The sequence below is a fragment of the Dysosmobacter segnis genome (genome assembly GCF_014297285.1).
Taxonomy (GTDB): Bacteria; Bacillota; Clostridia; order Oscillospirales; family Oscillospiraceae; genus Oscillibacter; species Oscillibacter segnis.
The window spans coordinates 107,459-126,316 of record NZ_JACOQI010000006.1 but is presented as its reverse complement, the minus strand read 5'-3'; the positions used below and the strand labels follow the sequence as shown (position 1 = coordinate 126,316).

Annotated in this window: 17 protein-coding genes; 14 read left to right on the top strand and 3 right to left on the bottom strand. The window is 58.7% G+C overall.

Annotated features, from left to right (window positions below; translation table 11 throughout):
- Positions 1–16 precede the first annotated feature (16 nt).
- The 9 genes from H8Z83_RS08090 to H8Z83_RS08050 all read left to right on the top strand — a co-directional run bounded on the left by H8Z83_RS08090 (position 17) and on the right by H8Z83_RS08050 (position 12,730).
- Positions 17–2,464: a penicillin-binding transpeptidase domain-containing protein gene (locus H8Z83_RS08090; RefSeq protein ID WP_187014572.1), complete on the top strand. Its 2,448-nt coding sequence runs from the start codon at positions 17–19 to the stop codon at positions 2,462–2,464.
- A 168-nt stretch (positions 2,465–2,632) separates the two neighbouring features.
- Positions 2,633–4,081 carry a UDP-N-acetylmuramoyl-L-alanyl-D-glutamate--2,6-diaminopimelate ligase gene (locus H8Z83_RS08085; protein WP_187014571.1) on the top strand — a complete coding sequence of 483 codons (1,449 nt, stop codon included), beginning with the start codon at positions 2,633–2,635 and terminating at the stop codon, positions 4,079–4,081.
- A gap of 139 nt (positions 4,082–4,220) precedes the next feature.
- On the top strand, positions 4,221–5,207 hold the full coding sequence (gene mraY, locus H8Z83_RS08080; RefSeq protein WP_187014570.1) for a phospho-N-acetylmuramoyl-pentapeptide-transferase: 987 nt from the start codon (positions 4,221–4,223) through the stop codon (positions 5,205–5,207).
- A gap of 45 nt (positions 5,208–5,252) precedes the next feature.
- The gene (gene ftsW, locus H8Z83_RS08075; RefSeq protein ID WP_187014569.1) at positions 5,253–6,479 is read left to right on the top strand and encodes a putative lipid II flippase FtsW; all 1,227 of its coding nucleotides are present in this window, start codon (positions 5,253–5,255) and stop codon (positions 6,477–6,479) included.
- Between the two features lie 212 nt (positions 6,480–6,691).
- The gene (murG, locus tag H8Z83_RS08070; protein WP_366463971.1) at positions 6,692–7,825 is read left to right on the top strand and encodes an undecaprenyldiphospho-muramoylpentapeptide beta-N-acetylglucosaminyltransferase; all 1,134 of its coding nucleotides are present in this window, start codon (positions 6,692–6,694) and stop codon (positions 7,823–7,825) included.
- Positions 7,826–8,023: 198 nt separating this feature from the next.
- Positions 8,024–9,292 (top strand): UDP-N-acetylglucosamine 1-carboxyvinyltransferase, encoded by a 1,269-nt coding sequence (gene murA, locus H8Z83_RS08065; protein ID WP_187014567.1) that lies wholly within the window; start codon positions 8,024–8,026, stop codon positions 9,290–9,292.
- Positions 9,293–9,318: 26 nt separating this feature from the next.
- A complete protein-coding gene (locus H8Z83_RS08060; RefSeq protein WP_187014566.1) occupies positions 9,319–10,095 on the top strand; it encodes a cell division protein FtsQ/DivIB in 777 nt (258 codons plus the stop codon).
- A gap of 180 nt (positions 10,096–10,275) precedes the next feature.
- Positions 10,276–11,424 (top strand): cell division protein FtsZ, encoded by a 1,149-nt coding sequence (ftsZ, locus tag H8Z83_RS08055; protein WP_187014565.1) that lies wholly within the window; start codon positions 10,276–10,278, stop codon positions 11,422–11,424.
- Positions 11,425–11,722: 298 nt separating this feature from the next.
- Positions 11,723–12,730: a SpoIVB peptidase S55 domain-containing protein gene (locus H8Z83_RS08050; RefSeq protein ID WP_243184838.1), complete on the top strand. Its 1,008-nt coding sequence runs from the start codon at positions 11,723–11,725 to the stop codon at positions 12,728–12,730.
- 83 nt (positions 12,731–12,813) lie between these two features.
- Here the strand turns inward: H8Z83_RS08050 and H8Z83_RS08045 are convergent, their stop codons facing one another.
- Positions 12,814–12,999: a DUF4177 domain-containing protein gene (locus H8Z83_RS08045; protein WP_187014563.1), complete on the bottom strand. Its 186-nt coding sequence runs from the start codon at positions 12,997–12,999 to the stop codon at positions 12,814–12,816.
- Positions 13,000–13,132: 133 nt separating this feature from the next.
- A complete protein-coding gene (locus H8Z83_RS08040; RefSeq protein WP_187014562.1) occupies positions 13,133–13,696 on the bottom strand; it encodes an NUDIX hydrolase in 564 nt (187 codons plus the stop codon).
- Between the two features lie 380 nt (positions 13,697–14,076).
- Between H8Z83_RS08040 and spo0A the strand changes: the two genes are divergently transcribed.
- From spo0A to H8Z83_RS08015, 5 genes are all read left to right on the top strand, one after another.
- Positions 14,077–14,832: a sporulation transcription factor Spo0A gene (gene spo0A / locus H8Z83_RS08035; RefSeq protein ID WP_187014561.1), complete on the top strand. Its 756-nt coding sequence runs from the start codon at positions 14,077–14,079 to the stop codon at positions 14,830–14,832.
- Between the two features lie 106 nt (positions 14,833–14,938).
- Positions 14,939–15,193 carry a TIGR03905 family TSCPD domain-containing protein gene (locus tag H8Z83_RS08030; RefSeq protein WP_187014560.1) on the top strand — a complete coding sequence of 85 codons (255 nt, stop codon included), beginning with the start codon at positions 14,939–14,941 and terminating at the stop codon, positions 15,191–15,193.
- A 154-nt stretch (positions 15,194–15,347) separates the two neighbouring features.
- Positions 15,348–15,788 (top strand): cell wall hydrolase, encoded by a 441-nt coding sequence (locus H8Z83_RS08025; RefSeq protein ID WP_187014559.1) that lies wholly within the window; start codon positions 15,348–15,350, stop codon positions 15,786–15,788.
- A gap of 11 nt (positions 15,789–15,799) precedes the next feature.
- Positions 15,800–16,315 (top strand): hypothetical protein, encoded by a 516-nt coding sequence (locus H8Z83_RS08020; RefSeq protein ID WP_187014558.1) that lies wholly within the window; start codon positions 15,800–15,802, stop codon positions 16,313–16,315.
- A gap of 302 nt (positions 16,316–16,617) precedes the next feature.
- The gene (locus tag H8Z83_RS08015; protein ID WP_187014557.1) at positions 16,618–17,130 is read left to right on the top strand and encodes a nitroreductase family protein; all 513 of its coding nucleotides are present in this window, start codon (positions 16,618–16,620) and stop codon (positions 17,128–17,130) included.
- Between the two features lie 264 nt (positions 17,131–17,394).
- Here the strand turns inward: H8Z83_RS08015 and H8Z83_RS08010 are convergent, their stop codons facing one another.
- A complete protein-coding gene (locus H8Z83_RS08010) occupies positions 17,395–18,756 on the bottom strand; it encodes a D-alanyl-D-alanine carboxypeptidase family protein (RefSeq protein WP_187014556.1) in 1,362 nt (453 codons plus the stop codon).
- Positions 18,757–18,858: the final 102 nt, after the last annotated feature.

Sequence of the window (18,858 nt, the reverse complement as noted above, 5' to 3'; positions counted from 1 at the left end):
CTGAAAGGAGAACTCTATGGCATCCAATCCCCGGAGAAAAAGCGACGCGGCCCGGCGGGCCAATCAGGTCATCCGCAGCCGGACGGTGCTGGTCATGCTGCTGTTGGGCATCGTGACCTTTGCAGTGCTGTTCTGGAAGCTCTATGACATCCAGATCCGTCAGCACAGCGTATTGCAGGAAAAAGCCATCGAGCAGCAGACCCGCAGCGCGGTGGTCAACGCCTCCCGAGGCACCGTTTATGACCGAAACCTCAACACGCTGGCCATCTCCGCCACGGCGGAGGACATAAACATCTCTCCAATGCGGATTGCGGAGTTTGTGGAGAGCCAAAAGGAAAAGCAGGAGAAGGCCGCCAAGAAGGCGGCGGATAAGGGAGAGACTTACACAGCCCCTATTCTGCGGGATCAGGCCTACATCGCCAAGGGCCTCAGCCGCATTCTGGGCGTGGAACAGGAGACTCTGGAAACCCGGATGACCAAGACCAACTATGACTATTGGAACATCAAGAAGCGGGCGGATCAGACGGTTTCCGACGAAGTTCGCCGTTTCATCAACGGCGAGATCGACCCTGACGGCAATGAGGTGCCGGAATCGGATCGGGTAAAGCTTCAAGGCGTCTGGCTCCAGCCATCCTCTAAGCGGTACTACCTGTACGGGTCTCTGGCTTCCGGCGTTCTGGGCTTTGTAAACTCCGACGGCGTGGGCAGTGTGGGTCTGGAGGCCAAGTACGACGATACCCTTACCGGCACTGCCGGGTATACCATCAGTGCCCGAAACGCCGCCGGCACGGAACTGATGTACAACTACGAGCAGATCTTCGATGCGGAAAACGGGCACAGTCTGGTGCTGACGCTGGATGCCAACGTCCAGATGAGTCTGGAAAACGGTCTGGAGAGTATGCTGAAAAAATACGGCGCCAAAAACGGCGGCACCGGCATCGTTATGGATGTGAACTCCGGAGCTATCGTGGCTATGGCGTCCTATCCCAACTACGATCTGAATGACTACGGCACGATTTTTGACGATGCCCTGAAGACCAAGCTGGATACGGAGCTTGCCAAGATCGACGCAAAGCGCTCCACCTATGAATCGGAGGAGGCGTATGCCGAGGCCCGGTCTGCGGCCATCAACAGCGCTGTTCAGTCCCAGTGGCGCAACAAGTGCATCGACTCCACCTACGAGCCGGGTTCCACCTATAAGCCCATTACGCTGGCGGCGGCGCTGGAGGAAGGCAAGGTGACGAAAAACTCCACCTTCTACTGCTCCGGCTCCACCCGTGTGCAGGGCTGGAACAAGCCCATCTACTGCTCTAACCACAGCGGCCACGGCCAGCAGACCCTCATCGAGGCGGTGGGCCATTCCTGCAACCCTGCCTTTATCAGCATGGGCCTGTCCGTGGGAACGGAGACCTACTACAAGTATCTGAAATCCTTCGGTCTGATGGATAAGACCGGCATCGACATGATCGGTGAGGTGAAGGGCATTTTTCAGGATGAAAAGAGCTTCAACTCTCAGGTGGTGTCTCTGGCATCCTACTCCTTCGGCCAGACCTTCAACGTGACGCCCATCGAGTTGATCCGGGCTCAGGCGGCCTGCGTCAACGGCGGCTATCTCTATCAGCCCTACATTGTGGAGCAGGTGCTGGACGAGGACGGCAACGTTCTGTCCCAGCATGACTCTACTTCGGTGCGGCAGGTCATCAGCGAGGAGACCTCCGCCATTGTCCGGGAGGCGCTGGAATATGTGGTCTCCTCCGGCAGCGGCAAAAACGGCCGGGTGGCGGGCTACCGCATCGGCGGCAAGACCGGTACCGCCGATAAGACCGGCACCAAGACCAACGACAACCCAAAGGGCGACGTGGTGGTGTCCTTCATGTGCTTCGCCCCGGCGGACGATCCCAAGTACATCATGCTCCTGACTATGGATACCCCTCGCCGTGATACCGGCACCGCCGTGTACGGCGGTACCATGGTGGCTCCCGTGGCCGGTCAGATCATGGGCGAGATCCTGCCCGCACTGGGTATTGAACCGAATTACAGCGCTTCGGAGCTGGCGGGCGCCGATGCCGCCGTGCCCTATGTGGTGGGCAAGAGTGCAGCGGACGCGAAGGCAGCTTTGAAGGCGGCGGGCTTTGCCTGTACCACCGTGGGAAGTGGCGATACCGTGACGGACCAGACCCCGGCGGGCGGCGCCATCGTGCCCAACAATGCTTCTATCGTGCTCTATCTGGGCGTGGAGAAGCCCAATGCCCCCAGCACCGTCCCCAACGTGGTAGGTAAGACCCCGGCGGAGGCCAACAAGGCCCTGACCAACGCGGGCCTCATTATGAAGGTCACCGGCGCCACCAGCACCGGCGGCAGCACCGGCAGCGTCACCGCCATTTCCCAGAGCGCGGAGGCGGGGACGGAATTGGCTGCCGGCAGCGTGGTCACGGTGCGTTTCGGCGCGAAAACCACGGACTGACCGCCCCTTACCGCACTTTTTGCCAGGTTTATGACACCATTTTCGGTATGCTTTCCGGAAAAACCTGCTACAATAGCCAAGGAGTGCTTTGTATACAGCCGCCGACTGCCCTGCGAGGGAGGCGGTGGACTTTCGTGAAACAATACCGATCAAATGGAGGAAAACGATATGAAACTGCGGGAACTGCTCAACGGCGTCCCTGTCGCGTCCTGCGCGGTGGATCTGGAAATGGAAATCACCGGCGTCAGCTATGATTCCCGGGCCACCCAGCCCGGAGACCTGTTCGTAGCCATGACCGGCTACGCCACAGACGGCCACAAGTATATCGCCACGGCGCTGGAAAAGGGCGCGGCGGCGGTGTTGTGCCAGAATTTGCCGGAGGGGGATGGCCCTTATATCCGAACGGCGGATTCCCGCCGCGCGTTGGCGGTGATCGGGGCTAACTGGTTCGGCCATCCCGCCGAGGAGATGACCATGATCGCCGTCACCGGCACCTGCGGCAAGACCACCACCACCTATCTGCTGAAGGCCATTCTGGAGCAGGTCCGGGGGGCCAAGGTGGGCCTTATCGGTACCAATCAGAACATGATCGGGCAGGAGGTCATCCCTACGGACCGCACCACGCCGGAATCCTTTGAGGTCCAGCGGCTCTTCCGGGAGATGGCGGACGCCGGGTGCACCTATGCGGTGATGGAGACCTCCTCCCACGCCCTGTGTCTGGACCGGGTCTACGGCGTTCACTATGCGGTGGGCATCTTCACCAATCTGACCCAGGACCATCTGGATTTCCATGTAACGATGGAAAACTACTGCGATGCCAAGGCCATTTTGTTCCGGAACTGCGGCGTCGGCGTGGTGAACGGTGACGATCCGTGGACGCCCCGGCTGCTGAAGGATGCCACCTGTCAGGTGCGCACCTACGGCGTCAAGTCCGAGGCGGACCTCCGGGCGGAAAACGTGGTGCTGTCTGCTGACGGCATCGCCTTTGACGCGGTGACAAAAACCGAGCGGGTACCCATCCGGGTGAATATCCCCGGCGGCTTTATGGTGTATAATACGCTGGATGTGCAGGGGGCCGCACTGGCGCTGGGCATTTCCCTGAAGGACAGCGCTGCTGTTCTGGCCAAGGTCCCCCATGTGCAGGGCCGGGTGGAGGTAGTCCCCACCCCCGGCAAGGACTATACCATCCTCATTGACTACGCCCACACGCCGGACAGCATGGTGAACGTGCTGCAAACGGTGAAGGAATTTGCCAAGGGCCGCACCGTGGCGGTGTTCGGCTGCGGCGGCGACCGTGACAAGACCAAGCGCCCCCGCATGGGCAAGGCGGCGGCGGACTGGTCCGATTTTGCCGTTGTCACCACCGACAATCCCCGGACCGAAGAACCTGCGGCCATCATCCGGGATATTTTGCCGGGCTTTGACGGCAGCAACACCCCTTACGAAGTGGTGGAGGACCGGGTGGAGGCGATCCGCTGGGCCATGGACCACGCCCAGAAGGACGATGTGATCGTTCTGTGCGGCAAGGGCCACGAGACCTATCAGGAAGTGAACCACCAGAAGTTCCACATGGATGAGCGGGAGATCGTGGCGGAGCACCTGAACAGCGGACGCTGAGGTCCGGCAGACTTTAGGCATTCCCGTTTCATAAATACAGCCGCGCAGCGGCGAAAACACCGGCCGGATGTGTACCGGCCGGTCAGCAAGAGAAAGGCCCTGACGGGGAAAGCTGTCAGGACCGGGATAAGGAGAAAGCATGAGTATCTATGTGGCGTTACTGGCCGGCTGTGTGCTGACCATAATTCTGGGCAAATTCGTACTGGCGGAGCTGCGGAAGCTGAAGGCCGGACAGGAGATCCGGCAGGACGGCCCCACCTGGCACAATTCCAAGGCGGGCACCCCCACCATGGGCGGCATCGCCTTTATTCTGGGCAGCGGCATCGTGACCTTTGCCTGCGGCTGGCAGCAGATGCTGGCGGGGGACTTCGCCCATCTGTATGTGTACCTGTTCGCCCTGATCTTCGGGCTCATCGGCTTTGTGGATGACTACCGCAAGGTCCGCCAGCACCAGAACGAGGGCCTGACCGCCAAGCAAAAGTTTGCTTTGCAGCTTCTGGCGGCGGTGGTGTTCCTGTGCCTGATGCGGTATGAGGGCCTCCTGACCAACGATCTCTATATCCCCTTTGTCAACGTGACGCTGACAGTGAACTGGATCGTGTATCTGATCTTCGCCGCCTTCGTCATCGTGGGCTGCGTCAACTCCGTGAACCTCACCGATGGTATCGACGGTCTGGCCTCCAGCGTCACCGCTGTGGTCATGGCGTTCTTCATGGGAACCGCTATGATCTGGAAATTCACCACGCTGGGAATTTTCTCCTCCGCCCTGTGCGGCAGTCTGGTGGGCTTTTATGCCCTGTATAACCGCCATCCCGCCAAATGCTTCATGGGTGACACCGGCAGCCTGTTTTTAGGCGGCGCGGTGGCGGCGCTGGCCTTTGCCTTTGATATGCCGCTGGTGCTGATTCCGGTGGGGATCATCTACATTCTGGAAACTTTATCCGATATTATACAGGTTGGATACTTCAAGGCCACTCATGGCAAGCGGTTTTTCAAAATGGCCCCTCTGCATCACCATTTGGAGCGGTGCGGCTGGAGCGAGGTGAAGATCGTAACGGTCTTTGTGTCCATTACGGCAGTGTTCTGCCTGCTGGCGTATTACGGCATCCGGAGCCGCTATCTGTAAAGTAAAAACACTTGACTTGATTTGGAGAGAAAGGAGGGAGCACCCATGACCCAGACACGGCCCCGCCGCCGTCCCCTGACCCATCAGGAGAAGCTGGCCCTTCAGGAGCGCAAGCAGCGCCGCCGGGAAAAAATGGAAGAGAGCCGGGAACTGGCCAAAGGTCCCATCGACCTGACCTTCTGTCTGCTGGTCATGCTGCTGACGGCCATCGGTCTGGTGATCCTCCTGTCCGCCAGCTTTCCCTCCGCCTATTATGAGAAAGCGCCCTCCCGCCACAACCCGCTGTATTACTTTGAAAAGCAGGGCGTTTTCGCCGTGCTGGGTACGGCGGTGATGCTGCTGGTCAGTAAATTCAACTATCAGCGGCTTCGCGGCGCGGGCAGAGCCTTGATCTATGTGTCCGTGATCTTCCTGATCCTGGTCATCATCCCCCACAACCCCATCGCGGTGACGGCCAAGGGCGCGACCCGATGGCTGAAGATCGGTATTCAGTTTCAGCCCTCGGAGATCGCCAAGGTGGCAATCATTACCTACTTTGCCGACAGTATTTCCCGAAAAAAGGACAAAATGCGCAGCTTCCGCTACGGCGTGCTACCCTACGCCTTTATTCTGGTGGTAGTGGCAGGCCTGGTGGCCGTTGAGCCCCACCTCTCCGGCGCGATCCTGATTTTGGGCGCAGGGGCGGCCATGATGCTTGTGGGCGGCATCAACTGGATCTGGGTAGGTACTGCCGCTGGCGCGGCGGTTGGCATGGTGTATGTGGCTTTATTTGTCATCGGCTATAACAAATCCCGCGTTATATACTGGCTGGACCCTTGGGCAGATGCCGCGGATAAGGGCTATCAGCTTTCTCAGAGCCTCATTACCATCGGCTCCGGCGGCCTGTGGGGACTGGGTCTTGGCAAGAGCCGGCAGAAGTTCCTGTTTCTGCCGGAGGAGCACAACGATTTCATTTTCTCCATCGCCTGCGAGGAATTGGGGCTGGTGGGGGCCGGGATCATCATGCTGCTGTTTGCGGCGCTGATCCTTCGGGGCTACTGGATCGCCCTCCACACCCGTGACCGGTTCGGCACACTGTTAGTGGTGGGCTTTACCACGCAGCTGGCTGTGCAGGTGTTTTTGAACATCAGCGTGGTGACGGGGCTGCTCCCCACCACCGGCATCTCCCTGCCGTTTTTCAGCTACGGCGGCACCGCCCTGCTTATCCAGCTGGCGGAAATGGGTGTGATCCTGAGCGTATCCAGGCAAATGAAGCCAACAAAGGCAGGGTAAACACCTGCCTCAGCGTGTCGAAAAGTTTTTTCGCCCCGCTGACACATTTTCAGAACTGTTAGTTCTGAAAATATTGGATTTTAATGGCGCAGGACACCCTTCTTGGGTTTCCCGCGCACACCCTTCCTTACCGTTTTCTTGATAGCCTTAGGCAGGGTAAACACCTGCCTTTTTGGCCTGTTTTGACATCTTTTTGGAAAGGGGCGCTGCTGGTGGAAAAGCGCATTGACCGGGTGATCTTCACCTGCGGCGGCACGGCGGGCCATGTGAACCCGGCTATTGCCGTGGCGCAGCTGATGGCGGAGAAGAACCCGCAGATCAAAATACTGTTCGTGGGGGCGGAGCGTGGCTTGGAAAAGGACCTGATCCCCAAGGCGGGATACGAATTCCGTACCGTTCACATCTCCAGCTTTCACCGCTCCCTCAAGCCGGCGGAGATCAAGCACAATCTGGTGTCCCTCTACAATATGGTCCGCTCCCCGGCAGAGGCCCGGGCTATTTTGAAGGAGTTCCGGCCTGACGCGGTGATCGGCACCGGCGGCTACGCCAGCTATCCCACCGTGAAGGCCGCCGCCAAAATGGGCATCCCCACGGCGGTCCATGAGTCCAACGCCGTGCCGGGACTGACCACGGAGCTGCTGGAGCCTTACGCCGGGCGGATCATGGTAGGCTTTGAATCCTGCCGCCAGCACTACAAGCACCCGGAGAAGGTGGCCGTCACCGGCACCCCGGTCCGGGAGGACTTCTTCACCCTGACCAAGGAGGCGGCCAAGGAAAAGCTGGGCGTCAATGACGGACGGCCGCTGATCGTCTCCTTCTGGGGGTCTCTGGGCGCTTCCGGCATGAACGCCCAGATGGCGGATATGCTGGCTTTGGAGGCGGGGAAGGAGCCGTTCCATCATATCCACGGCGCGGGCAAGAGCGGATATGCTGCCGTGCTGAAGGCATTGGCGGAGAAGGGCGTGGATCTGAAGGACCACCCCTCCCTGCAGGTCCGGGAATACATCTATGACATGGCCCCGGTGATGCGGGCGGCGGATCTGGTGATCTGCCGGGCGGGGGCCTCCACCGTCAGCGAGCTGACGGCGCTGGGCGTGCCGGCCATCATGGTGCCATCCCCCTATGTGACCAACAACCACCAGGAGAAAAACGCCCGCGCGCTGGAGACCCACGGCGGCGTGGAGGTTTTACTGGAGCAGAATTCCTCCGGGCAGGCGCTGTTTCAGACGGCGGCAGGCATTTTGCATGATGATGTCCGGCGGGAAGCCATGGCGTCGGCCATGGCGGAATTGGGCATCCGGGATGCGGCCCAGCGAATTTACGAAACCGTTCAGGAGTTGCTGTAATTTACTGTTTCGGACTTTACACCGGCCCATCGCCGTGATAAAGTATCAAAGTAACCGAAAAATAGACGGCGAAAGCGCCCTGTATTCGAGAAAACGGCGGGCGTTTAGCCCTTTTGATAAAGCGGCGGCAGGAACCGAAGTTGCTCTCTCCCCATAGAATGGCCCGTGATACCATTTTCATCGGGAGGGACCAATAATATGAGCCGACTGCTGATCCGGGGCGGGAATCGCCTCCAAGGGGAAGTTACCATACAGGGAGCGAAAAACAGCGTGCTGCCCATTCTGGCAGCTACCATTCTCACCGGCGGAAGCGTGGTGCTGCGCCGCTGTCCCCGTCTGCGGGATGTGGAGGCGTCCATCCGTATCCTGCAAGCCTTGGGCTGCAAGGCCGGGTGGCGGGGGGATGTGTTGGAGGTGGACACCGCCGGAATGTCCGGCTGCGACGTTCCCGACGCGCTGATGCGGGAGATGCGGTCCTCCGTGATCTTTCTGGGGGCGATCCTGGCCCGGTGCGGGGAGGCAAGCCTCACCAGCCCCGGCGGCTGCGAATTAGGTCCCCGGCCCATCGACCTGCACCTCTCCGGCCTCCGGGCACTTGGGGCGGAGATCGACGATACCGGCGGCACCCTGCACTGCAAGGCGGCAAAGCTGACGGGGCGGGAGATCGTGCTGGGGTTCCCCTCTGTGGGGGCCACGGAAAATCTGATGCTGGCGGCCTGCGGCGCGGAGGGCGTCACGGTGCTTTCCAACGCCGCCAGAGAACCGGAAATTGAAGACCTGCAAGGCTTTTTGAATACCTGCGGCGCGGAGATCACCGGCGCGGGCACATCCACGGTGGTGATCCGGGGCGGACGGCCCCTCCACGGCGGTACTTACACCATTCTGCCGGACCGCATCGCGGCGGCTACCTACCTCTGCGGGGCGGCCTCCGCCGGGGGCGAGGTCTTTCTCCGGGACGCACGGGAGGAGCACCTCTCCGCTGTGACGGCGGTGCTCCGGGAGGCGGGGTGCGACGTGACCGGCGGCAGCGCCGGGATCGTGTGCCGCCGTACCGGACGATTGACGGCGCCCCGGCCCATCCGCACGGCTCCCTATCCCGGTTTTCCCACCGACGCGCAGGCCATTTTGATGGCGGCGCTGCTGCGGTGCCGGGGGGCGGCGGTATTCGAGGAAAACCTGTTCAGCAGCCGCTACCGCCATGTGGATGAGCTGGCCCGCATGGGAGCAGACATCCGGGTTTCCGGACGGACGGCGGTGGTGCTGGGCGTGGAGCGGCTCCACGGAGCCGCCGTGCGGTGTACGGACCTGCGTGGCGGCGCGGCACTGTGCGCAGCGGCTCTGGCAGCGGAGGGAGAGACCGCCATTTCGGACATTACCCATATCGACCGGGGCTATCAGAGCATCGAGGATGATCTGGCGGCGCTGGGCGCGGATATACGGCGGGTGGAGGAGACGGCCTCCCCCTGAGAGACAGACTGTAAAGGAGAACCACCATGGCAAGACGGAGAGGATCGGCGCGGCGGCGCAGAAGGGGAGGCAGCGGCTTCCTCTATAAGCTGCTGTCCGTATTCCTGATCTGCGGCTGTCTGGTGGCGGCCATCACCCTGTTTTTCCGGGTGGATACGGTGGTCATCACCGGGGAGAAGCGCTATACGGAGGCGGAGATCCGTCAGGCCAGCGGCGTGGAGGACGGTGACAACCTCTTTTTGCTGAACAAGTATCAGGTGATTCGGAACATCGCCGAGGCCCTGCCATATATCGAGATCGAAAACACCCGTATTCAGCGGAAGCTGCCGGACACCCTGCTGATCCAGGTGCAGGAGTGCGGCGATCCTCTGGCCTGGACGCAGGACGGGACAGTGTGGCTGATGAGTCCTGCCGGAAAGATCGTGGAGCAGACGGATACCGCCGCGGGATACCCCACCGTTGACGGCTGTGAGCTGCTGTCCCCCTCCGTAGGAACCCAGATCGCTGTGGATACGGCCTATGAGACCCGGCGGGAAAGCCTGCTGGAATTGCTGGCTGTGCTGGATGAAACGGGGGATCTGGCAAAGGTGGATGCCATCCATCTGGGAGAGGCGTCCTATATTTCTATGGACTATATGGACCGCTTTACGGTGAAAATGCCCTATCAGGCGGACTTTTCCTATAAGCTGCGGGTGCTGGAACTGGCCATCAACAGTGACAAGATCCAGGATAATATGACAGGCACCTTTGATATGCGGCAGGAGGACGGCCAGGTCATATTTGATCAGGATACCAGAAAATAAGAGGAAGCCGGGAGGGAGACGCCGAAAAAAATCGGAAACAAATCTCCGGCAACCCTTGACCTCACCGGGAAAATAGCATACAATAGATAATCATATCCCACTATGCTTGGGACACTATAACTTGTGATTTACAGGGCGGCTTGCCGCCCTTTCGTACAAAAGACAGCAGGAGGCACCGCTATGGCATTTGGATTGGAAACCGGCCCCGAGTCCGTGGTCAACATCAAGGTCATCGGCGTTGGCGGCGGCGGCAACAACGTGGTCAACCGCATGGTCCGCTCCGGCACCAAGGGTGTGGAGTTCGTGGCCGTGAATACAGATAAGCAGGCACTGAATGTTTCCAGTGCTACATACAAGATCCAGATCGGCGAAAAGCTGACCCACGGTCAGGGCGCCGGCTCCGACCCCGAGGTGGGCCGCAAGTCCGCTGAGGAGAGCCGAAACCAGATCGCCAAGGCGCTGGAGGACACCGATATGGTGTTCATCACCGCCGGCATGGGCGGCGGCACCGGCACTGGCGGCGCACCCATTGTGGCGGAGATCGCCAAGGAGATGGATATTCTCACCGTGGCCGTGGTCACCAAGCCCTTTGGCTTTGAGGGCCGCCGCCGGATGCAGCAGGCGGAGAGCGGCATTGCCGAGCTGAAGGATAAGGTGGACTCTCTGGTCATCATCCCCAACGAGCGGCTGAAACACGCCACGGATCAGAAGATCACCTTTGCCAACGCCTTTGAGATCGCCGACGATGTGCTGCGTCAGGCAGTGCAATCCATTTCCGACCTGATCCGCGACACCGGCTTCATCAATCTGGACTTTGCCGATGTGACGGCCATTATGAAGAACGCAGGTATGGCTCACATGGGCGTGGGCCGGGCTGCCGGCAAGGGCAAGGCCGAGGAAGCCGCCCGTATGGCCATTTCCAGCCCCCTGCTGGAGACCTCTATCGAGGGGGCCAAGGGCGTCCTTATCAACGTCACCGGCTCTATGGACATCGGCCTGGAGGAAGTGGAGCAGGCCGCCTCTCTGGTGCAGCAGGCCGTCCATCCCGACGCCCTCACCATCTTCGGCGCCACCTTCGACGAAACTATGGACGACGAGATCCGTGTCACCGTCATCGCCACCGGCTTTGATAAGAACCCGGCTGACGATCTGCCTAAGATCGGCACATTTGCAAAGCCTCCCGTTCAGTTGGAGGGTCAGGAGAAGGATGAGCAGCCCAAGGCACCCTTTGCACCCATTGAGCCCATTGCTCCGGCAGAGGAAAAGCCCGCTGAACCGGAGGAAGACCCCTTCGATGACATTTTCAAAATTTTCAATCGCCGGGATTGAGTGGAATTTTTAAATTGAAGCTTCTACCAGCAGACGCAGGAATTTCCTGCGTCTGCTTTTTTGCGCTTATGCTTAAAGCGTCATCGTGATCCGGCTGGCGCTGCTGCCGCTTTTTGTCGGGATTTGCTTTTGCCGCGTCGGGAAGGATAAGTCTGTCCGTGAAGCGGAACGGCGCGACATGGATGAAAAAACAGGCAGACCGCCGCAAACGGAAGAAAAACACAATACAAAACGTAGAATTTCACAAAAAAAATACGGTATGTATGTGAATTTTGCGGCCTGCCAAAGGAGTGATGACTTGTTGTATGAAGAGATCCCCAAAGGACCCCTGCGGCATGGGGCGGCACTGGTGCTGGCCCTGCTGCTGTGTACCACGGCGGCTCTGGCCGCGGAGCCTGTCCAACGCAGTCTGATCCCGGTGGGACACACCGTAGGGGTGAAGCTGTTTGCCCGGGGCGTGGTGGTGGTAAAGCTGCCGGAGGGCGGTACTCCGGCCCGGACCTGCGGCCTGAAAACCGGCGACGTGATCGTGGAGTGCGGCGGCGAGGCCGTGACCTCCACGGAGCAGTTCCAATCCCTGCTGCAAAAAAACGGAACGGACGCCACGGCATTGGAGATCAAGCGGCAGGGCAGCCCGCTGACCCTCTCTGTGGAGCCGGAACGGAATGAACAGGGCATCTGCTGCATCGGCGCGTGGATCCGGGACAGCATGGCGGGCATCGGCACCGTGACCTATTACGATCCCGCGACCGGCGCTTTCGGCGCGCTGGGACACGGGATCACCGACGGCGATACCATGGCTCTGATGCCCTTCGGCAGCGGCTCCATCCTGCCCTCCACCGTGAAGGCGGTGAAGAAGGGGAGCAGCGGCAGCGCCGGGGAGCTGCGGGGCAATTTTGACCTGTCCGGCGACCTTGGCCCCCTGTGCGCCAACACCGACTGCGGCATTTTCGGCACACTTCCGGCGGACTGCACCCTTGCGGCGGGCGAGGCTCTGCCGGTGGGCGATGCCGTGGAGGGACCGGCAACGATCCGGGCCAATGTGTCCGGGGACGAGGTGCGGGAGTATGCCGTTGAAATTTTGAAACGGCTCCCAAATGCCTCTGACGGCCGGGAAATGGTGATCTCCGTCACGGACCCGGACCTGATCGCCGCCACCGGCGGCATCGTGCAGGGGATGAGCGGCAGTCCCATTATTCAAAACGGAAAGCTGGTAGGGGCTGTGACCCATGTGCTGCTTTCCGACGCAACAAAAGGATATGGAATTTCCATGGAAACTATGCTGAACGCGGGAGAAAACGTGTAGAAAAAGTAAAATGACGAGGCGGGGAGAAATCGTTTCTCCCCGCCCTGTTCCTTTTTGGCATGGAGGCTCCCACAAACCAGAGGTCAAGCGTCCCGCTCAAAGACAAGATCCAAGTCCGTTATCTTTCCGTAATTGTTGATATTTGTGGGGATGTACCCGACATAACGATAGCCCTTTGCGGCGTATTCGTCGATAATGGCCCGGTGCGCCTCCGATCCTGCGCCCACAAACTTCCCAATGTGAATGTTGACGTACTCGTATGCTTTCACTGTTCACTCCTCCTTTGGTACGCATATCCGCACAGGCGGGTTTTCTCTAAAAGGTTTCTGTTTCCGCACGATTCACTGTGTCAGAGAGTTGTTTCGAGCGGAAATGTGCTGACTTATCCGTCGATGGAGCGGCTTAAAAACGGGACAGCTTATCGTTCAGCTTCGTGTAGATCCGCTCCCGGAACCACGGCTCGCTGGAGGCGGCCATAGCGTCCGCCGGGGAGAACCAGCCCACCCGGCTGTTCTCGTCGGGCTTGGGACGGATGGCGGCGGAGGGGTCCGCCTCTAAGAGGTAGGTGACGTTGAGATGGAGGTGGGAGGAAACGTACCGGCCGTGCTTTTCGTGGCCGTCCACCGTCAGAATTTCCAAAGAATACAGATCCTCCGACACGGGGCGGACCTCCGTGAGACCGCTTTCCTCCCGGACCTCCCGCAGCGCCACGGCCAGCAGATCCCGGTCTCCGTCGGCGTGGCCGCCCAGCCAGGCCCAGGAGTCATAGAGCCTGTGATAGGCCATCAGGACCTGCTTCCGGTCCGGGCTGACCACCCAGGCGGAAGCGGTAAAATGGGCGGCGGTATTGGCTCTGGTGTACAGATCCTCGTGGCTGTCAAGACGGCGGAGCAGCTCTTCCCGGTCCCGTTCCTCCTGCTCGTTCCACGGGCGGTAGGCGATGAGCTGTTGACGCAGAAGCTCCATAATGATCCCTCCGAAAAAAGCGTACAGCGGGAGAGTATCCGCTGTCGGATACGGTAGTTGCAGTCGACGAAAATATTTTTATATCCGGAAAAAGCGACAAAATATTTCTTGGGCTTATCATACCATATTTTGTGGAAGAAGAAAAGAACTACCACAAAAAAAGAAGACAGGCTGGACAGATTTCACCATATTTTGCGAAAAATAAGAACAAAAGAACGCGGAAAGTGCTGGAAAATAGGCTGTCTCGTGAAAAATGTCGAACGATTGTTGGAAAATTTAGCTGTGATTCATTGAAAAAGTTAGGAGAACGTGCTATTTTAAATAAAACGCGACTTGAAACCGTTAAAACCGTCGCAAATTTGGGAAAAAGGGAGTGCATTATGGATCAACGTAAGACGGTATTGCTGGCAGACGCCGGCGAGGAATTTCGCACGCTGCTGTGGGAAGAAATGGAAAAGACAGGCGAGTTTTCTGTGGAGATCGCGCGGGATGGAAATGAGATTCTGAAGCGGGTAAAGGAACGAATGCCGGATCTTCTGGTTATGGATGTGATGCTGCCGGGCATGGACGGCATCAGCGTGCTGCGGCAACTGCAGAAGCAGGGAGACGCCCCTATGACCATTCTGGTCTCCGGCTTTGTCTCCGACCGGATGCTGGCGGAAGCATCAGAACTGGGGGCGGCGTATTTTCTGCCAAAGCCTTTTGAAACGGCCGCACTGCTGGATAAGATGCGGGGCTTGTTTCTCAAAGCGCCCCAGGAGAGCTTACCCAGTCTGAAAACCATGGTGACTTCCGTGATCCATGAGATCGGCGTCCCCGCTCATATCAAGGGCTATCAGTATCTGCGGGAGGCCATCATGATCACGGTGCGGGATATGGATGTCATCAACGCGGTGACGAAGGTTCTCTATCCTGAAGTGGCCAAGCGGTTCGCCACAACGCCTTCCCGGGTGGAGCGGGCCATCCGCCACGCCATCGAGGTAGCCTGGGACCGGGGCGATTTGGAGACCTTGCAAAAATATTTCGGATATACAGTTAGTGTTTCCAAAGGTAAACCTACCAATTCGGAGTTCATCGCCATGATTGCGGACCGGCTGACACTGGAGCAGAAAAACGGAAAAGCCTGGCAGGATTGACGTCTCCGGTTCCGATGTTTGCAGAAAATTGGAAATCGGGCTTGGCAGAGAGAAAAAATTGTGTTATTCTGTTTTCCAAACGAATAAGGAAAGAAGGAAACACAATATGACATATACATTCCAGCCCCGGGGCGTCTGCTCCCGGGCCATGTCGGTAGAGGTGGACGATCAGGGCGTGATCCGTGATCTCCAGGTGGTAGGCGGCTGCAACGGCAACCTCCAAGGTATTTCTGCGCTGGTGAAGGGCATGAAGGCAGAGGAGGCCATTGCCCGTCTGAAGGGCATCAACTGCGGCGGCAGAGGCACCTCCTGCCCCGACCAGTTTGCCCGCGGACTGGAAGCGGCCATGGCGCAGAAGTAAGCACCCATTTGTGACCGCATAGGAACCGGAACGGCTTTTGCCGTTCCGGTTTTTCTTTATTGCTGACGAGGGGAAGCACCTGCCGTCCACAGTCCGCATAGAATGGGCCAGCGAAACAGAATCGCGGACCGAACGCAACAGGGGATGATGAACGATGGCTTATTCCGACCGGGAGCTGCTGGCGCGGCTGATCCAATGCGAGGCGGGCGGGGAAGGGGATACGGGAATGAAGGCGGTGGCCGGCGTGGTGATGAACCGGGTCCACGCCCGGGGCGGGGAATACGCCCGGGTGGGCCGGGGCAGCATCCGCAACATCATTTTCCAGCCCTACCAGTTCGTGTGCGCCTCCGAAACGGAACGGGGCACCTACAACCCCCAGAATATTTTCAATATGCGGCCGGAGCAGATCCACTTCGACATTGCCGACTGGGCCATCGCGGGGAACCGCATTCCCGATGTGGCAGAGTCTCTGTGGTTTTACAATCCCTTCGGCCCTCAGTGCCGGAGCAGGTTCCCCTCCGAGGTGGGCTACTGGCAGACCCGCATTGGAGATCATTGCTTTTATAATCCAACGGATGCCTATTATAGAACTTGAGAGGTGTTTTTATGCAGCGTTTCAATACTTACCAGACAGCGCCGGTCCCGTCCGGCGGGAGCGACTGGCAGGCGGAGATCAATGGCGGCGGACAAACGGAGGCAAGGAGCGTCGGTGATGCGCGCTCCTGGCAGTCACCGGAGGGATCGGAGTACGTCACCCTGCCCGGTGGACAGATGATGCCCATGGGCAATATGCCGGGGATGCGGACAGATCTGCCAGAGAACGTGATCCAGAACCCCCTCAGCGTGGAGGAGGCCCACAACGGCTCCATCAAGGCCATGCTGGCCAGAAATGAGGGAAACTATGTAGTGGCTACGTTTCTGGTGGGGACGCAGGGAACGGTTTCCTGGGAGGGAATCCTCTATGATGTGGGCAACGACTTCATCACCATTTACCAGCCGGGGCGGGAGCGGTATATCGTGACGGATATTTACGCCTTGAAGTATATCGAATTTTACGATACCCGCCGCCGAGAGCAGTGCGAGGCTATGCTGAAGCAGAACGGCCTTTGGAACCAGAGGTAAAAGTTTACAGAAGGGGATTGCGGAGAAAAAAGCACTGTGATACAATCAAATACTGTCGATAAAGTGGTAAATTCTCCGCGACGGAAAGGAAGAGTGTGCGCGGGAAACCCAAGAGGGGGAAACGGGCGATGCGCTGCCAGTGGCGGAAAGAGCGAGCCCGTTTCGAGGAAGGCCCCCGGTTTTCGGGTGCAAAGCGCACGGAAACCGGCTGGGTCAACGGTGTATTCCTGCTCCACGCGGGGCGAAAAGACTTTTTCGACACGCTGCAATCAGCACGATCAAACAAATGAGGAGGAATCCCAATGGATTTTGAAAAGCTGTCCGCAGAGAGATACTCTCTCCGGAAATTTGATACCCGCCCTGTGGAGCAGGAGAAGCTGGATCTGATTCTGGAGGCAGGCCGCAACGCTCCCACCGCCCATAACAATCAGCCCCAGCGGATCTTCGTGTTCCGGAGCCCCGAGGCTCTGGAAAAGGCAGACGCCTGCATGGACTGCCACTTCCACGCCCCTGTGGTCATCGGTGTAGGGTATGACCCCAAGGAGTCCTGGCACCGGGAACATGACGGCAAGGATCACGGCGAGATCGACGCCGCCATTGCTGTGACCCAGATGATGCTGCAGGCGGCAGATCTGGGCCTTGGCACTACCTATGTGGGTATGTTCCGGCCGGTGGATCTGGTCAAGACCTTCCCGGAGATGGAGGGATTGAACATGATCGCCATGCTGCCTCTGGGGTATCCTGCGGAGGGCGCCCATCCCGCCAAGCTCCACGGACTGCGCAAGCCCATGGAGGAACTGGTGAAGTACCTGTAACCCCTAAGAAAACACCGAGGCTTTCAAGAAAGCCTCGGTGTTGAGTCTGTCAATAAAGTAGCAGATTCTCCGCAACGGTAAGGAAGGGTGTGCGCGGGAAACCCAAGAAGGGTGTCCTGCGCCATTGAAATCCTAAGTTTTCAGAACTTTTATAAAGTTCTGAAAACTTGTTCAGCGGGGAGAAAAAATTTTTTCGACACGCTGAAACACCGAGGCTTTTAAGAAAGCCTCGGTGTTCTTTTTTTGAGATGGAGAGAAATTTGATCAGCGGTGTCTGCGGCCCCGGTAGCCTCTGCTGTAACTGCGGGCATTGCGGCCGTAACGGCGACGGCGGCTGAGACCGGTCAGCCGGAAAATCACCAGCAGCACCAGCAGTACCGCCAGCACGATGGCCACGGTTTTCACGGCGGGCTTCTTGAAAAACAGCGTTACGTTATGGCGGAACACCATAAACTTGTCCGCAGTCACATCGCTGCTGGCAAGAAGATCCACGGAAGCATAGACGGTGTCGCCGTCCCGCAGTTCCATGGTGCCCAGCTTGTCTCCGGCGGTGATGGGGGCTTCCACGGCCTCCGGCAGGGAGATGACCCGATCCAGCTCCGCTGGGTCCAGATCCCGGGGGAACAGGGACTCCACATTGTTGGCGGGATGCACCGTTACATAGTCGGTTTTGGACAGGCTCACCGGAACCTCCTGAATGATCTCCTTGTCCTCTAAAATGGTGCGGTAGGCGAAATTCTTGAAGCCGTAGTCAAAGAGGTGGGAGGTTTCGGAAAAGTTCAGCAGGTTGCCTACGCCGTTTTCCTCGATCCGCTCCGCACCCATGACCACGCTGACAAAGTGCAGTTCCCCTTCCTGGGCGGAGGAGATGAGGCAGTGCCCAGCATCGCTGGTGGAGCCGGTCTTGATGCCGTGAGCCCGCTTATCCCGGTAGCCGATGACACGCCAGGTGGACAGCAGATGGTTGGTGGTGTACAGCGTCCGCTCCTTGCTGAGATTGGTGGCGGGGATGACGGCCTTGGCGCTGTCGCAGATCTCCATGAATTCCGGATACTGCATGGCGGCCTTGGTGATAAGGTAGAGATCCCAGGCGGAGGTGTAGTGATCCGGGTCATGCAGTCCGCTGGGGTTGACGAAGTGGGTGTTCTCACAGCCAAGGGCTTTGGCCTTGGTGTTCATGGTGTCCACAAAGGTGGCGATGGAGCCGGCGTCCCACTCCGCCAGAATGTTGCAGGCCTCGTTGGCGGAGACGATGAGCATACATTGCAGAAGCTGCTTGACCGTCATGACCTCCCCGGCCTTGATCCCGGCACTGCTGCCGTCCGCATGGTAATAGGTGTCGCTGAAAGCGCTTTCAGAGGCGGTGACCTCCTGATTCAGCAGTGTTTCGTTGCCGCTGACCTTCTCCAAAATCAGCAGAGCCGTCATAACCTTGGTCAGGCTGGCAGGATAGTTTTTCTCATGGATGTTTTTGGCATAGGCCACGGCGTCGGTGTTCACGTCCGCCAACAGCGCAGCCTTGGCCTGAATGTCCGGGACCTCCAGCGCTCCGGCAGCGGGGGTGAGAAACAGCCCGGTAAGGCAGGTGCAAAGTAAAAAAACCGAGATAAAGCGTTTGAATTTCATATCTTTCTCCTGAAGAATATGGTATACTGGTAGAGACAGAAATCGTCAATGACCGTATTCGTTGTGATTCGACATTTTTAGTATATCAGATTCGTCAAAGGA

Excerpts from the sequence above, each read along its gene's own strand:
- H8Z83_RS08090 (WP_187014572.1), top strand. The coding sequence starts at position 17 with ATGGCATCCAATCCCCGGAGAAAAAGCGACGCGGCCCGGCGGGCCAAT.
- H8Z83_RS08085 (WP_187014571.1), top strand. The coding sequence starts at position 2,633 with ATGAAACTGCGGGAACTGCTCAACGGCGTCCCTGTCGCGTCCTGCGCG.
- mraY (WP_187014570.1), top strand. The coding sequence starts at position 4,221 with ATGAGTATCTATGTGGCGTTACTGGCCGGCTGTGTGCTGACCATAATT.
- ftsW (WP_187014569.1), top strand. The coding sequence starts at position 5,253 with ATGACCCAGACACGGCCCCGCCGCCGTCCCCTGACCCATCAGGAGAAG.
- murA (WP_187014567.1), top strand. The coding sequence starts at position 8,024 with ATGAGCCGACTGCTGATCCGGGGCGGGAATCGCCTCCAAGGGGAAGTT.
- H8Z83_RS08060 (WP_187014566.1), top strand. The coding sequence starts at position 9,319 with ATGGCAAGACGGAGAGGATCGGCGCGGCGGCGCAGAAGGGGAGGCAGC.
- ftsZ (WP_187014565.1), top strand. The coding sequence starts at position 10,276 with ATGGCATTTGGATTGGAAACCGGCCCCGAGTCCGTGGTCAACATCAAG.
- H8Z83_RS08040 (WP_187014562.1), bottom strand. The coding sequence starts at position 13,696 with ATGGAGCTTCTGCGTCAACAGCTCATCGCCTACCGCCCGTGGAACGAG.
- spo0A (WP_187014561.1), top strand. The coding sequence starts at position 14,077 with ATGGATCAACGTAAGACGGTATTGCTGGCAGACGCCGGCGAGGAATTT.
- H8Z83_RS08030 (WP_187014560.1), top strand. The coding sequence starts at position 14,939 with ATGACATATACATTCCAGCCCCGGGGCGTCTGCTCCCGGGCCATGTCG.
- H8Z83_RS08025 (WP_187014559.1), top strand. The coding sequence starts at position 15,348 with ATGGCTTATTCCGACCGGGAGCTGCTGGCGCGGCTGATCCAATGCGAG.
- H8Z83_RS08020 (WP_187014558.1), top strand. The coding sequence starts at position 15,800 with ATGCAGCGTTTCAATACTTACCAGACAGCGCCGGTCCCGTCCGGCGGG.
- H8Z83_RS08015 (WP_187014557.1), top strand. The coding sequence starts at position 16,618 with ATGGATTTTGAAAAGCTGTCCGCAGAGAGATACTCTCTCCGGAAATTT.
- H8Z83_RS08010 (WP_187014556.1), bottom strand. The coding sequence starts at position 18,756 with ATGAAATTCAAACGCTTTATCTCGGTTTTTTTACTTTGCACCTGCCTT.